The sequence below is a fragment of the Collimonas sp. GW821-FHT02H07 genome, assembly GCF_059421505.1.
Genome location: NZ_JBWKVC010000024.1, coordinates 1 through 14918 on the forward strand (window position 1 = coordinate 1; position 14918 = coordinate 14918).

General features: G+C 57.6%; 12 protein-coding genes. 6 read left to right on the forward strand and 6 right to left on the reverse strand.

Translation table 11 applies throughout. The features are described from left to right. The 4 genes from AC07V8_RS24175 to AC07V8_RS24190 all read right to left on the reverse strand — a co-directional run. The coding region (locus AC07V8_RS24175) for an ESPR-type extended signal peptide-containing protein (protein ID WP_494721504.1) at positions 1-2795 on the reverse strand (2795 nt) is incomplete at its 3' end. Between the two features lie 97 nt (positions 2796-2892). Continuing rightward, positions 2893-3078 (reverse strand): hypothetical protein, encoded by a 186-nt coding sequence (locus AC07V8_RS24180; RefSeq protein WP_494680821.1) that lies wholly within the window; start codon positions 3076-3078, stop codon positions 2893-2895. Positions 3079-4202: 1124 nt separating this feature from the next. Further along, on the reverse strand, positions 4203-5144 hold the full coding sequence (gene ylqF / locus AC07V8_RS24185; RefSeq protein ID WP_494680820.1) for a ribosome biogenesis GTPase YlqF: 942 nt from the start codon (positions 5142-5144) through the stop codon (positions 4203-4205). A gap of 151 nt (positions 5145-5295) precedes the next feature. Beyond that, positions 5296-6234, reverse strand: a complete 939-nt coding sequence (locus tag AC07V8_RS24190) for a histone deacetylase family protein (RefSeq protein WP_494680819.1) — start codon at positions 6232-6234, stop codon at positions 5296-5298. A gap of 350 nt (positions 6235-6584) precedes the next feature. Here AC07V8_RS24190 and AC07V8_RS24195 point away from each other — a divergent pair, with 350 nt between their 5' ends. Genes AC07V8_RS24195 through mltB form a run of 4 tightly spaced genes read left to right on the forward strand, consistent with a single transcriptional unit; the run spans position 6585 to position 11780 of the window. Then, entirely contained in the window at positions 6585-7505 is a 921-nt protein-coding gene (locus AC07V8_RS24195; RefSeq protein ID WP_494680818.1) for an AAA family ATPase, read from the forward strand. A 14-nt stretch (positions 7506-7519) separates the two neighbouring features. Beyond that, positions 7520-8521, forward strand: a complete 1002-nt coding sequence (locus tag AC07V8_RS24200; RefSeq protein ID WP_494680817.1) for a DUF58 domain-containing protein — start codon at positions 7520-7522, stop codon at positions 8519-8521. Further along, a complete protein-coding gene (locus AC07V8_RS24205) occupies positions 8518-10656 on the forward strand; it encodes a transglutaminase TgpA family protein (protein ID WP_494680816.1) in 2139 nt (712 codons plus the stop codon). Before AC07V8_RS24200 ends, AC07V8_RS24205 begins: the two co-directional genes overlap by 4 nt. Continuing rightward, the gene (gene mltB, locus AC07V8_RS24210; protein ID WP_494680815.1) at positions 10647-11780 is read left to right on the forward strand and encodes a lytic murein transglycosylase B; all 1134 of its coding nucleotides are present in this window, start codon (positions 10647-10649) and stop codon (positions 11778-11780) included. The genes AC07V8_RS24205 and mltB overlap by 10 nt, the downstream gene beginning before the upstream one ends. A gap of 19 nt (positions 11781-11799) precedes the next feature. Here the strand turns inward: mltB and AC07V8_RS24215 are convergent, their stop codons facing one another. Then, complete coding sequence (locus AC07V8_RS24215; protein WP_494680814.1) at positions 11800-12336, reverse strand: YaeQ family protein; 537 nt, start codon at positions 12334-12336, stop codon at positions 11800-11802. Positions 12337-12522: 186 nt separating this feature from the next. On the opposite strand from AC07V8_RS24215, the gene AC07V8_RS24220 reads away from it, so the two are divergent. Together AC07V8_RS24220 and AC07V8_RS24225 are read left to right on the forward strand one after the other, a co-directional pair. Then, positions 12523-13107, forward strand: coding sequence for a DUF1415 domain-containing protein (locus AC07V8_RS24220; RefSeq protein WP_494680813.1), 585 nt, complete (start codon positions 12523-12525; stop codon positions 13105-13107). Positions 13108-13496: 389 nt separating this feature from the next. Then, positions 13497-13835, forward strand: a complete 339-nt coding sequence (locus tag AC07V8_RS24225; protein ID WP_061943759.1) for a hypothetical protein — start codon at positions 13497-13499, stop codon at positions 13833-13835. Between the two features lie 52 nt (positions 13836-13887). Here the strand turns inward: AC07V8_RS24225 and cysM are convergent, their stop codons facing one another. Then, positions 13888-14790: a cysteine synthase CysM gene (gene cysM / locus AC07V8_RS24230; protein WP_211474855.1), complete on the reverse strand. Its 903-nt coding sequence runs from the start codon at positions 14788-14790 to the stop codon at positions 13888-13890. Positions 14791-14918 lie beyond the last annotated feature (128 nt).

The window sequence follows — 14918 nt, forward strand, 5'->3', positions numbered from 1 at the left end:
ACGTTGCTGCTCGTCGTACTCAGACCGGTCGAGGTCGATGTTGACAACGACGATACGCTGCTGTTGGTAGTGCTCAGGCCTGTCGACGCAGACGTCGACAGCGACGAAACACTGCTGTTGGTGGTGCTGAGGCCACTGGACAGTGATGTGACATTACTATTCGTGCTGCTCAGGCCAGTCGAAGTCGAGGTCGACAGCGACGATACGCTGCTGTTGATGGTACTGAGGCCACTGGACAACGAAGTGACGTTGCTATTCGTGCTGCTCAAACCGGTCGAAGTCGATGTCGACAGTGACGACACGCTGCTGTTAGTCGTGCTCAGGCCACTGGACAGCGAGGCGACGTTGCTGCTCGCCGTACTCAGACCAGTCGAGGCCGAGGTCGACAGCGACGATACGCTGCTGTTGGTGGTGCTGAGGCCACTGGACAGTGAAGTGATATTGCTGTTCGTGCTGCTCAAGCCTGTCGACGCCGAGGTCGACAGCGATGACACGCTGCTGTTGGTAGTGCTGAGGCTGCTGGACAGCGAAGTGACGTTGCTATTTGTCGAACTTAGACCGGTCGACGTCGATGTCGACAGCGACGATACGTTGCTGTTTGTCGTGCTCAGTCCACTGGACAGCGAAGTGACGTTGCTGTTCGTGCTGCTCAAACCTGTCGATGTCGAGGTCGACAGCGACGACACGCTGCTGTTGGTAGTGCTGAGGCCACTGGATAACGAAGTGACGTTACTGTTCGTGCTGCTCAAGCCCGTCGACGTCGAAGTCGATAGTGACGACACATTGCTGTTGGTGGTGCTGAGACCGCTGGACAGCGAAGTAACGTTACTGGTGACTGTACTCAAGCCAGTCGAGGCAGACGTCGACAATGACGATACGCTGCTGTTGGTGGTGCTCAGACCGCTGGACAACGAAGTGACGTTGCTGTTCGTCGAACTCAGGCCAGTCGAAGTCGAGGTCGACAATGACGACACGTTGCTGTTTGTCGTGCTGAGGCCACTGGACAGCGATGTGACGTTGCTGTTGGCGCTGCTCAAGCCGGTCGATGTCGATGTCGACAGCGACGAAACACTGCTGTTGGCGGTGCTCAGTCCGCTGGACAGTGACGTGACGTTGCTGGTGGTCGTACTCAAACCGGTCGAGGCAGACGTCGACAGTGATGTGATGCCGGTCGAAGTAGAGGTCGACAAGGACGATACATTACTGTTGGTGGTGCTGAGACCGCTGGACAGCGCAGTGACGTTGCTATTCGTGCTGCTCAGTCCACTGGACAACGAAGTGACGTTGCTGCTTGTCGAACTTAGACCCGTCGATGTAGAAGTCGACAGTGAGGACACACCGCTGTTGGTCGTACTCAAACCGGTCGACAGAGAATTAATGCTGCTAGTGTGACTGGACAAGCCAGTCGATGTCGACGTTGACAACGATGAAACGCTGCTGTTAGTCGTGCTCAGGCCACTGGATAGCGAGGCGACGTTGCTGCTCGCCGTACTCAGACCAGTCGAGGCCGAGGTCGACAGCGACGATACGCTGCTGTTGGTGGTGCTCAAGCCTGTCGACGCGGAAGTCGATAACGAAGACACGCTGCTGTTAGTCGTGCTCAGGCCACTAGACAGCGAGGCGACGTTGCTGCTCGTCGAACTCAGGCCAGTCGAGGCCGAGGTCGACAGCGACGATACGCTGCTGTTGGTCGTACTGAGGCCGCTGGACAGCGACGTGACGTTGCTAGTGACCGTGCTCAAGCCGGTCGAGGTCGATGTCGACAGCGATGTGATGCCAGTCGACGTCGAGGTCGACAGCGACGAAACACTGCTGTTAGTCGTGCTCAGTCCAGTCGATGCGGAAGTCGACAACGAAGACACGTTGCTGTTGGTGGTACTGAGACCGCTGGACAGCGATGTGACGTTGCTGGTGACCGCGCTCAAACCGGTCGATAAAGAATTGATACTGCTGGTGTGGCTGGACAAACCGGTCGAAGTCGAAGTCGACAATGACGAAACGCTGCTACTAGTCGTGCTCAGGCCAGTCGATGCTGAAGTCGATAGCGACGACACACTGCTGTTGGTGCTGCTGAGGCCGCTGGACAGCGACGTGACGCTGCTGGTGACTGTACTCAAACCGGTCGAAGTCGAGGTTGACAGCGACGACACATTGCTATTGGTCGTGCTGAGACCGCTGGAGAGCGAAGTGACGTTGCTGTTGGCGCTGCTCAAGCCTGTCGAGGCCGACGTTGACAGCGATGTGATGCCAGTCGAAGCCGAGGTCGACAGCGACGACACATTGCTATTGGTCGTGCTCAAACTAGTCGAGGTCGATGCGGACAGCGACGTCACATTGCTGTTAGCTGTGCTCAGACCAGTGGACAAAGAGGCTTCCGCCACTCGCGACGTGCTGATTCCGGTCGAAGTCGATGTTGATAACGATGCCACATTGCTGTTAGTCGTGCTCAGCCCGGTGGACAAAGAGGATTCCGCCACGCGCGACGTGCTGATACCAGTCGAAGTGGAGGTCGACAAACTGTTAAGGTAAATCCTGGTGTTGTTAACGTAGTTGACGCAAGTTGGATCAGCAGTGTACATGGTGCCGCCATTGCCTGAAGTACACGCCGCCTCTGGCAACGTTTGTGCAAACACATTATTCGGCGCAAACAAGAGCAGCGGCGCAATGGCCCCGGCAGTTGCTATTGCGGCGGCTACTTTTGAGCTGCTACGCTTCCCTCGAGCCGCCGTATTTTCGGAGACAGCGACCCAGGCGCCAAGTACTTCACTATATACGGTGCGATAAATTTTATTCATGAATTGCTCTAATCAAAATATAGTGAGACTTGCGGCATGAGATCGGACTGATCGCTCAAGCGAGATCACGCAAAAATGGGGGGCTAACTATGGGCAGCTACGCCATGCTCATGACAACATCAGCAGATGTGTGCTGCGCCTCCGCGCTGGCCGAGAACTGCATGCCCGCGATAAGGAACGTAGTTAATTTGGAAAATTTGAAAAGCCTGCCGAACTCGCCAAAAGGGAATGCAGCGCTGTCGATGAGCGCCATGAATGAGAGCATTTGATGCGACGTCTTCATCTTTTCACCTTGGAAATTCGGCGTTTCTATCACTCAAAAGAACTCAGCTTCGTCGCATCAAGGCTAAGAGTTCAAGTGACGTGGCCACTTTCCTCAGATCCCGACTGAAAAATTAGGAGTTCAATCAACCTAAGAGACAAGGAAATTTGTTGCCGCTCCCGTCCTCAATTCACAATTAACAATATTAAATTTTAGGCAACGTTTATTGACATTTTTAATTCTTCTTCTCGGCCAATCAATTGCACAGTTGCCGCTAAACTCGGCGCAACATCTCATTAAATCCAGCTAAGCATTGCGCACAAAATCAACATATTGCACTTTGATCAACACCAACTTCCACGGCAATGCATTGCGGAATATTTATCATTGCATTTCAAACATCAATAAATGTCCACAATCACCAATGACACAGAGTGCCAAATGTTAATTTCAATTATTATTTATGTCATCTAAATAAGTTCCCAAAAGTCGCCAATAAACAACGAATTTATTCATATATGACGCTTGAAAATAATTTCAGAAACTGTCATCTCCTTCCTATTTTCGAGAAAAAAACTGCGAAATTCGTTCACAAGTACTTATAAACATTGATCTTTTCAAGATATACGAATTTTAAATATCTAAATTTTACAGTTACCCATAAACAACAAATTTAGGGAAAAATAGTCAGATGCTTTCGCATATAAAAATTCCAAAAGGAAACAATTCAGGCAATTTATTTCTCGATGGAAATGATAAATGTGTTTTTCAATATTGACTATTTAATATGAAATGAAATGTCCATATGCGGACGTCATCTGCAAGGTACGGGTTAGGAAATTCACCGTGGAAAAATGCCATTCTGTCTAGCACCAATAGCAACTCACAGTGAAAAAATGCAGAAGCAGGCGCGGCCAGCCCTCCGCCAGCAAAGACCTGGATGTGAATAAGCGTACGGATCTGCATGTCCGCACAATGGGATACGTGCTTGAAAAAAAATCTTGGGCAGGTGCAGGCAAGGCGCGGGCACGCAGGTGGAAATGTAAAATTGACCGCCAATCCGGCGATAGCCTAAAGCAGCAGCCGGTCCGGGCAACAAAAAGCCCGCAATCACATCGTCATTGCGGGCTCAGGGATAAGCAGTTTTATCGGCTATTGTTATTGTCCTGCTCGTCCTGTTCAGCTTTTTCAGCGTCCGCTTCGGCCTGGCGCCTTGCCACTTCTTCCGCATGCAGAGCCAGCAGGACTGCCCGTGTTTGCGGCGTCTCCAGGCTGATCCGGCCAAGCGCGCCGGTACGGTAGTCCTGCAGCAGAGTGTGCGCCGCCTTCTCCAGGTCAAGATCGCCGCCTTTGAGACGGAAGCCGCGGCGCAGCGCCACGCCTTCGATGACGCTGACGCCATCGATGCCATCGGTCTTGATGCCGTAGCGGGCCGTCAGCAACGGTGCGTAACGCAGCAACAGTTCGTCGGCCAGGAAGGTGGCGACCTCTTCTTCGATCAGCGCATTGCTGCCGATGGCGTGGCTGGCGGCCAGCATCAGGCCATCGCTAGGATGGGCGATCTTCGGCCACAGCATGCCGGGGGTGTCGATCAGCACCATGTTGTTGCCCAGGTACAGGCGCTGCTGCACCTTGGTCACTGCCGGTTCGTCGCCGACGGCTGCCACGCGGCGCTTGAGCAAGGCATTCATCAAGGTCGACTTGCCGACGTTGGGAATCCCCATGATCATCATGCGCAAAGGCTTCAGCGGCGTGCCGCGATGCGGCGCCAGCGTCAGGCACAAGCCAGGGATCTTGGCGACATCAGACGGTTTCTTGCAGCTCAGGGCCACCGCATGCACATTTTTTTGCGCGTTGTAAAAGTTGAGCCATGCCTGAGTGGCGGCCGGATCGGCCAGGTCGCTCTTGTTGAGGATTTTCAGGCAGGGACGCTGGCGGTGCACGCGCAACTGCTCAATCATGGGATTGCAGCTAGCTTGCGGCAAACGGCCGTCGAGCACTTCGATCACGAGATCGACCTTCTCCATAGCTTCCGCCGCCTTCTTGCGGGCGGCGTTCATATGACCTGGGAACCATTGTATGGACATGCGTTGTCTTGTCTGACTAAAATAAACCGCTATTGTACGGACTTATTCCTCATCTACCGCAATCCCGGCCGCAAGCCCTGCATGGCGAAGCGCGCCAGATCCTCTTCTGTGGAGGGCTGGCGCGCCATTTCATTGCCTCAAGACAAGCAAATTATTCCAGTTCGGCCAGCACTTTCATATGCGCGACCACGCTGCGCCCCAGCGCCGAGAGGTCGTAGCCGCCTTCCAGGCAGCTGACAATCCGGCCTTGCGCGTGTTCTGCCGCGACTTGCATGATCTGCCGGGTAAGCCAGGTGTAGTCTGCCTCGACCAAACCCATCTGCGCCATGTCGTCTTCCCTGTGCGCATCAAAGCCGGCGGAGACAAAAATCATTTGCGGCCGGTGCGCCTGCAAGGCCGGCAGCCACTGTTCGGTCGCCAGCTGCCGCACCGCTTTGCCGTCGCTGTAGGCCGGCAACGGAATATTGACTGCCTTGCCGCCGCTCGCCTCGGCGCCGCTGAAGGGATAGAACGGATGCTGGAAGAAACTCACCATCAGCACCCGCGGATCGTGCGCAAAGATCTCTTCGGTGCCATTGCCGTGATGGACGTCGAAATCGACGATCGCCACCCGTTCCAGTCCGTGCACCTCCAGCGCGTGACGCGCGGCCAGCGCAACGTTATTGAAAAGGCAAAATCCCATGGATGTAGTGGACGTGGCGTGATGGCCGGGCGGGCGCACCGAGCAAAATGCGTTGTCGATCTCCCCGGCGATGACGGCATCGGTCGCCGCCAGCGCAGCGCCGGCCGCGCGCAATGCCGCTTGCCAGCTATGCGCATTGACTGCCGTGTCGGGATCCAGCTGATAAGTGCCGGCCGTGCCGGCCAGAGCCAGGCTGTGCTGGCGCACCAAGGTGATCATGGCGGCGCTGTGCACCCGCGCCAAGTCGCTCTCCAGCGCCAGCGGCGCGCTGCGGTAATCCAGCAACTGGTCGATACGGCTGGCAATCAGCTGGTCTTCGATCGCCTGCAATCTCGCCGGCGATTCCGGATGACCGGCGCCCATGTCGTGCAGCTTGCAATCGGGATGAGTATAAAAAGCAGTAGTCAATTGAGCTCGCCAAAAGTCTTGCTGGAAATGCGGATAGTGTACACGTGGCGCCATTCTCGCCCGGATTCGGACAAACTGCACCGTACCCGGCGCCGCAAGCGGATTAAGCTGACTGATATTTTCTCAAAGAAACTAGGTTAACTCTGAGGAAGTTTGTATGATTCTCTCGCCAGGTCCCGTTAGGGGATAAGTTGGGCATTTGGGCGGCGCGTAGCTGGATGCGAAGCAAGGCGCACGAGAGTGCGAGCACTGCAAGCGGTGGGCAACGCAGCAGCGCGCCAGCTACGCGCCGCCCAAATGCCCAACTTATTCCCTAATGGGGCCTTAATCCCGCCCTCACATACGATGCCATGTTCGCAAAAATTCACGCAGTAGCACAGCAAGTCGGCCAGATAGTGGTCGGCAAGGACCATCAGATCCGCCAGGCCTTGGTATGCCTGTTGGCAGGAGGCCATTTATTGATCGAGGATGTGCCCGGCGTCGGCAAGACCACCCTGGCGCATGCGCTGGCGATTTCGCTGGGCTTGCGTTTCAACCGCCTGCAGTTCACCAGCGACCTGCTGCCGGCGGACGTGGTCGGGATTTCCGTTTTCGACCGTGAAAAAAGCGGCTTTGTATTTCATCCCGGGCCGGTGTTCACCCAGGTGCTGCTGGCCGATGAGATCAACCGCGCCACGCCCAAGACGCAATCGGCGCTGCTGGAGGCGATGGAAGAGCGCCAGGTGACCGCGGAAGGCGTAACGCGCGACCTGCCTGAACCGTTCTTCGTCATCGCCACCCAGAACCCGGCGCACCAGGTCGGCACTTTCGCCCTGCCTGAATCCCAGCTGGACCGCTTCCTGATGTGCCTGTCGCTGGGCTACCCAGACGCCACCGCGGAACGCGCGCTGCTGATGGGCGAAGACCGCCGCACCTTGCTCAAATCGCTGACGCCGGTGATGCAGGCGGCAGAACTGATCGAAGCCCGGCAAGCGTTGAAGCTGATCCATACTTCCAGCGCGCTGATCGATTATGTCCAGGCGCTGGCGCACGCCTCGCGCCAGAACGGCTTGTTTGCCGAGGGCATGAGTCCGCGCGCCGCCATCGCGTTGTTGCAGGCAGCACGCGCCTGGGCCGCCCTTGAAGGCCGCAACCACGTGATCCCGGAAGACGTGCAGGCGGTCCTGGCGCCGGTGGCCGCCCATCGCCTGCGTCCGCTCAAAGCGCACACCGGCAGCGCGCTGGGCGCGCGCGACCTGGTGTTGCAATTGATGAAGTCGGTCGCGGTTTAGGCGTCTCTTCTCCCATGCTGACGTCCCTGCGCAAGCAAATCCGCCACTGGCTGGATCACTCCCTATTCCAGCTGCGCGATGCCGAACCGGGCGAAGTGCTGCTCACCCAGCGCCGCGTGTTCATCGTCCCGAGCCGGCCCGGGCTGGCGTTCGCCTTCATGCTGGTGCTGCTGTTTTTGTGCTCTATCAATTACAACCTGAGCCTCGGCTTCGGCCTGACCTTCCTGCTGGCCGCATGCGCGGTCATCGACATGCACCTGACCTTCCGCAACCTGGCCTACCTGCATCTGAACGCGGGCAAGGCAGCCGCGGTATTTGCCGGCGAAGATGCCCTGTTTGAACTGCACTTGGTCAATCGCCGCAAGCATGCGCGCTACGCCATCTGGCTCGGCTTTATCGGCCGCGGCTTGCCGGCCATCGAACGGGCCGCGGATGTGCCGGCGCATGGCGCCAGCCATCTGACGCTGGCTGTGACGACCAGCCGGCGCGGCTGGCAACCAGCGCCCAGGATACGTTTGCAAACACGCTTCCCGCTTGGCCTGCTGCGCGCCTGGAGCTACTGGCAACCGGACAGCAAGGCGCTGGTCTACCCGCAGCCGGAAGAATCGATCTCTACGCCGCCGCTGCCGCTTGCGCCTGTCGAAAAAAGCGACGGCAACGGCGCCGCCGGCCACCAGGATTTTGCGGGAATCCGCAGCTACCAGAGCGGCGATTCGCCCAAACACCTGGCGTGGCGCCAAATCGCCAGGCTGGATACCGACATCGACGCCAAGCTCATCACCAAGCAATTCGAGGGCGGCGCCGTCAGCGACCTGTCAATCGACTATGAAGCGCTGCCCTATGGCATGCCGGTGGAAACCAAGCTCTCGCGCATGACGCGCTGGATACTGGAAGCGGAAGCGCGCCAGCTGCCTTATGCTTTCCGTCTCGGCGACAGCGTCTACGCCGCCGCGCTGGGTCCGGCGCACCAGCGCGCCTGCCTGCGGGCGCTGGCCTTGTATGAGGGGCAAGTATGACTTTCGCGCCCAAGACCGCCACGCTGCAGCAACTCCGGACCGAACTTGAGAACAAGCCGCTGTTCCGCATTTCCAGCACCTATGTCAAGGCACTGCCGCGCGACAAGAGCGACACCCTGTTGCTATTGGGGGCCTGCGCCATGGTGCTGCTGCCGCACTTCCTGCATCTGCCCTGGTGGACTTCGCTGATCTGCGGCGGCCTCATGTTGTGGCGAGCCTGGATCACCTTGCGCGGCCAACGGCTGCCGCCGCTCTGGCTGCTGATGCCGCTGGCGGCGCTGACCATGGGCGCGGTCTATCTCGATTACCGCACCTGGTTCGGGCGCGACGCCGGGGTCGCCATGCTGACGCTGCTGCTGACCTTCAAGCTGCTGGAGATGCGCGCCCGGCGCGATTTGTTCGTGGTGCTGCTGCTGAGTTTCTTTTTATTGCTCACTAACTTTTTCTATTCGCAGTCGATATTGTCCCTGCTATGGATGATGGCCACGCTGACGCTGCTGCTGACCGCCCAGCTATCGTTCCAATACACCGGCAGCGTGCCGCCGCTGAGGCAAAGGCTGCGCCTGGGCAGCCTGATACTTGCCATGGCGCTGCCGCTGACCCTGATCCTGTTCCTGCTGTTTCCGCGGATCCAGGGACCGTTGTGGGGCTTGCCTGGCGACGCCCATGGCGGCCGCACAGGCTTGTCCGACAGCATGGCCCCGGGAAACATCTCCCAGCTGGCCATGTCCGACGACATCGCCTTCCGCGTCAAATTCGCGGATGCTCCGCCCGCCCCGGCGAAACGCTACTGGCGCGGCGCCGTATTGACCGATTTCGATGGCCGCACCTGGACCCAGGGGCAGATCGGCCAAGCCAGCATCGAAACGACCGAGCATTTACAGCAGGTCGCCATGGCCGCGCCACTCGATCCAGACGCCGAGGTCCATCAGCAAATCACGATGGAGCCAAACGGCCAGCGCTGGCTGTTTGCACTGGAAACACCGCAGCTGGCGCCAACCCTGGAAGGCATGTCGGTCAGGTTGACGGCAGATCATCAGCTCCGCGCCGCACGCGCGATCGGCGAGCGCGTGCGCTACGACGTAGTCTCGAACCTCAGGCCGCTTCCGGCGCAGCAGATCACCGCCGGCAGCCTGCAGCAGGCGCGCATGCTGCCGCCCGGCTTCAATCCCCGCACCCAGGAATTCGCAGCCAGCCTGCGCCAGCAATGGGCAGACGACACGGCGCTGGTGAATGCCGTGCTCGCCTTCTTCCGCCGCGAGAATTTCAGCTATACCCTGGAGCCGCCGCTGCTGGGCAAGGATAGCGTCGACGATTTCCTGTTTTCCAGCCGCGCCGGCTTTTGCGAGCACTATGCCAGCGCCTTTGTGGTGCTGATGCGCGCCGCCGGCATCCCGGCACGCGTGGTGACCGGCTACCAGGGCGGTGAAATCAATCCGGTCGACGGCATGATGACGGTGCGCCAGTCCGACGCCCATGCCTGGGCCGAAGCCTGGCTGCCGCCGCGCGGCTGGGTCCGGGTCGACCCGACCGCCGCGGTGGCGCCAAGCCGGATCGAAACCCAGCTCGGCAATCTGATGCCGCGTTCGTTCTTCGGCGATCTGCTGGGCGCCGCTCCCGGCCGTGAAAACTGGTGGTCGACGCTGAACAGCGGCGTCGCGCTGCTGCGCGCCAATTGGGAAGCGCTCGGCAACGGCTGGAATCAATGGGTGCTGAATTACACGCCGGCCCGGCAGATGGGGCTCATGAAATGGCTCGGCTTCGATGAGCTGGACTGGCGCACCCTCAGCATCCTGATGCTGACCATCGGCACGGTGGCGGTCGCCAGCGTCACGCTGCCGTTGCTGCTGGCCCGAAACAGGAGGAAGCCGCTTGATGCGGTATACTCCTCGCTGTGCGCGCAGATGGCGCGGCGCGGTCTGGATCGGCAAGCGCATGAAGGTCCGAGCACGTACAGCCGGCGCCTGTGCGCCAGCAATTCGCCACTGGCGCCGCCGGTCAAGATTGCGGTACAGCGCTTTATCGCTTTGTACGAAGCCCTGCAGTATGGCGCCGAGTCCGGCAGCGGACCGCACAACAAACCGCCGGCGCACTTAATGGCACAACTCAAACTACTGCTCTCCCAATGTCGATGAAATCAACAGTCCGTCTCCATCCCATCGCCCAGCTGTGCGCTCTCGCCCTGGCGATCAGCATCAGCCCGAACCTGCTGGCGCAGCAAAGCAGCGGCGGCAAAGCCAGCGCAGCCAAAGTCAGCGTGCGCAAAACCGTGAATAACGCCGACGACGGCGAGTTCGCCAATTTCGCCGACTGGAAAGAGGTCTCCGCATTCATCGACCAGATGGTCGAGAAGCACGGCTTCGACCGCACCGAGCTGGTGACCATGTTCAACAAGGTGCGCTACATCGACAGCGCCATCCAGCTGATGAAGCCGGCGCCCGCCGGCAAGCCGAAAAACTGGGCGGCCTATCGCGCACGCTTTGTCGAGCCGGTGCGCATCCAGGCCGGCGTCGATTTCTGGAATACCTATGCCGACGCCCTGAATCGGGCCGAGGCGCAATACGGCGTGCCGGCGGAAATCATCGTCGGCATCATCGGCGTTGAAACTGTATACGGCCGCAATGTCGGCAGCTTCCGGGTAATGGACGCCATCACTACGCTGGCGTTCGACTATCCCAACACGCCGACCCGCGAAGCACGCATGAGCTTCTTCCGCAACGAGTTGGAAAACACCCTGCTGTACGCCAGGGAATCAGGCATCGATCCGTTCACCTTGCTGGGTTCGTATGCCGGCGCCATCGGCTGGCCGCAATTCATGCCGAGCAGCATACGTCAGTACGGCGTGGATTTTGACGACAAGGGCAAGATCGACCTGCGCAATTCGCCGGTCGATGCGATTGGCAGCGTTGCCCATTACCTGGCCGAGCACGGCTGGAAAAGCGGCATGCCGATTGTCTTCCCGGTGACCTTGTCGACCGACACCAGCGCTGAAAACCGCTGGCAGGCATTTATCGGGCAAGGCCTGGAAGCCAAGTATTCGCTGGATGAGCTGACCGCAGCCGGCGTGGTGCCGGGCGTGGTGCTGCCAGGCGACATGCGGTTCGGCCTGATCGACCTGCAGAATGGCCAGAATCCGGCCGAATACTGGATCGGCACCGAAAATTTCTACGCCATTACACAGTACAACCGCAGCTTCTTCTACGCCATGTCAGTGGTGGATCTGGGGCGCGCAGTCAGGGTGGCGCGCATTCCCCAATAGCAGAAGCGGCGGCAAGCCGTCAGGGATTGCTGACCGTCAGTTCGACTTCAACCGTTTGGCCGTTGGCGCTCAGCCAGATCTGCGCATCCTGGATGGTGCACTGCAGCTGCATGTTGCGCTGGGCGAAACCGGTCAAGGCTTCGCTGCTGGCGGCGGCGATGTTGATGACGGTCAGGTTGCGCGCGCGCGCTACCTTGCTGGCAATCTGGTTCCACCAGATATGGCTGGTGCTGCTATAGCTGTACACCACCACCTGCGCGGCACGCCCGCAAGCCTTGAGGATGCGCTTTTCGTCCGGCTGTCCAACTTCGATCCAGAGATCGATGGCGCCAGTCAGATCCTTGGCCCATAAATCCGGTTCTTCCGCATCTGAAAGCCCTTTACCAAATACCAGGGCAGACGATGCATGGCGGGCGAACGCCAGCAGACGCACCATCATGCGCTCGTCGGTTTCCGACGGATGGCGGGCCAAGGTCAGGGCGTGTTCCTGGTAGTAATGCCTATCCATATCGGCAATTTGCAGATCGGCTTTAAAAATAGTTGCTTTAAGGGCCATAACGCCTATTGTTATATAAAGATGAATCAAACCCGGCGTGTCGCACTCACGGGATCGGAAGAATAACCCGATTTGGCGGCACGGAAAATATAAATGACCGCCGGCACGGCGGCAGTGGCGGGGCTTGATGCCGCGGCATCCATCCCTATATGGTATAAATTGTTTTTAAATGTTATTAGATTTTTAATGAAAACTGCTTCCCCTACAGAAACAACGGCATTCACCAGCGAAGTAATCGCTCACACAAAGACGTGGCTGGAGCGCGCTGTGATCGGGCTCAATCTCTGCCCGTTTGCCAAGGCTGTGCATATCAAGGATCAGATCCGCTATGTGGTCAGCAGCGCGCAAACGCCGGAAGAACTGGTGGCCGACCTGATCAGGGAGCTTGAATTCCTGCAAGAGGCCGATCCGGCAAAGATCGACACCACGTTGCTGATTCACCCCGACGTACTGCGCAACTTCCTGGACTATAACGATTTTCTCGATGTTGCCGATGCCGCGGTCGAAGAGCTCGACCTGAGCGGCGAAATCCAGGTAGCCAGCTTTCATCCGGAATATCAGTTTGCCGGCACTGACGTCGACGACATCAGCAACTACACCAATCGCTCGCCCTACCCGACTTTGCATCTATTACGTGAAATCAGCGTGGAGCGCGCGGTCGATGCCTTCCCGGAGGCTTCGGAAATATTCGACAAGAACATGCAAACCCTGCAGCAACTGGGGCTGGATGGCTGGCAGAAAATATTAGGGGAGGGACAAAAACGGGCCTGAATCGATGCCATGTTGGCTGACTATTGTTGCATAAATGGTATTTTTCAAGATTTTTTACCGAAAGTTACCAAATAGTAATAGACATCGTAACAAGAAAATTTTAAATTGAGCTTGTGCAACTTATTTGTATATTTGGTCACTAAACAGACGTACCTTGTTTGTCACCAACCGAACGTACAACATGCTGTGCAATGTACTTAGCTGTATCTGTAGTCCCATGAAGAAATAAATAGGGAGTTTCTTTATGATAAAAATGTGCTCAAAATCAGTATAAAATACGGCGGCTTATAAGTTTGCCAATAAAACTGGGAGGTGCACTTGGTAATAGTTTTGTACTTATTGCACAACCACTTCCCAAATATCAACTAGGATAACGGAATCAATTGATTATGACTATTAACACTACCCCAGACGCACCAATCAGCAACAAGCTTGATGAACAAGTGACGTACGATCCAAATCACTTGCTGGATTCGCTCATCGACAAGTTGCATTTGAAGAACGATGCGGCTCTTTCGCGCTCACTCGAAGTAGCGCCACCGGTCATCAGCAAAATCCGCCATCGCCGCTTGCCGGTTGGCGCTTCGCTGCTGATTCGCATGCACGAAGTCAGCGACCTGACGATCCGTGAATTGCGCGCCTTGATGGGTGACCGCCGTGAAAAATTCCGTATCAGCGACAAGCAGTTCAAGCCAAAGAGCAAGATCGAAGCCGAAAAGCTGAAGTAATCGGCATGTCGGCTCCGTCCCTGCCTAAAGCGGGCTGCTGATCGCAGTAGCTTTAGGCGGGGAAAACGCCTGTGGAAAGATAGCGGTCGCCGCGATCGCAGACGACGAACACAATCGTCGCGTTTTCTACTTGCTGCGAAATCCGTAACGCCACCTCGCAAGCCCCTCCTGTCGAAATCCCGCAGAAAATCCCCTCTTCACTCGCCAGCCTGCGCGCCATATGCTCGGATGCCGCCTGACTGACCGACTCCGTCTGGTCGACCCGGGAATGGTCGAATATTTTCGGCAGATAAGCTTCCGGCCATTTTCTGATGCCGGGAATTTGCGAACCTTCTTCCGGTTGCGCACCGATGATGCGGATAGCTGGATTCTGTTCTTTCAAATAGGTAGAGACGCCCATGATGGTGCCGGTGGTGCCCATCGCGCTGACAAAATGGGTGATCCGTCCTTCGGTGTCGCGCCAGATTTCAGGACCGGTGGTTTCGTAATGCGCCAGCGGATTGTCCGGATTGGCAAACTGGTCCAGGATCAGTCCTTCGCCATCCTTCTGCATTTTTTCGGCCAGGTCGCGCGCATATTCCATGCCGCCGGTCTTAGGCGTCAGGATGATCTTGGCGCCGTACGCCGCCATGCTTTGGCGCCGCTCTTCGCTCAGGTTTTCCGGCATCAGCAATACCATCTTGTAGCCGCGCATGGCGGCCACCATCGCCAGCGCGATGCCGGTATTGCCGCTGGTAGCTTCGATCAGGGTGTCGCCAGGCTTGATCTGGCCGCGCGCTTCGGCATGTTTGATCATCGACAATGCCGGCCGGTCTTTCACGGAACCGGCGGGATTATTGCCCTCCAACTTGCCCAGGATGACATTGTTGCGCTGCTCGGCATCGCTGCCGGGAATGCGTTTGAGTTGGACCAAGGGGGTGTTGCCGATGGTGTCTTCGATAGTCAGATAAGGCATAGTGTGCGATCAGGCGTGGTGTGCAAAGAACCCATTTTAATATGAGACTTTGCTACGCGTATGAAAGCCTGATAAAGCGCCGGCCGGAAACGGCATGCTGCCCAGGCAAAAACAAAGGCCAGGCTGGC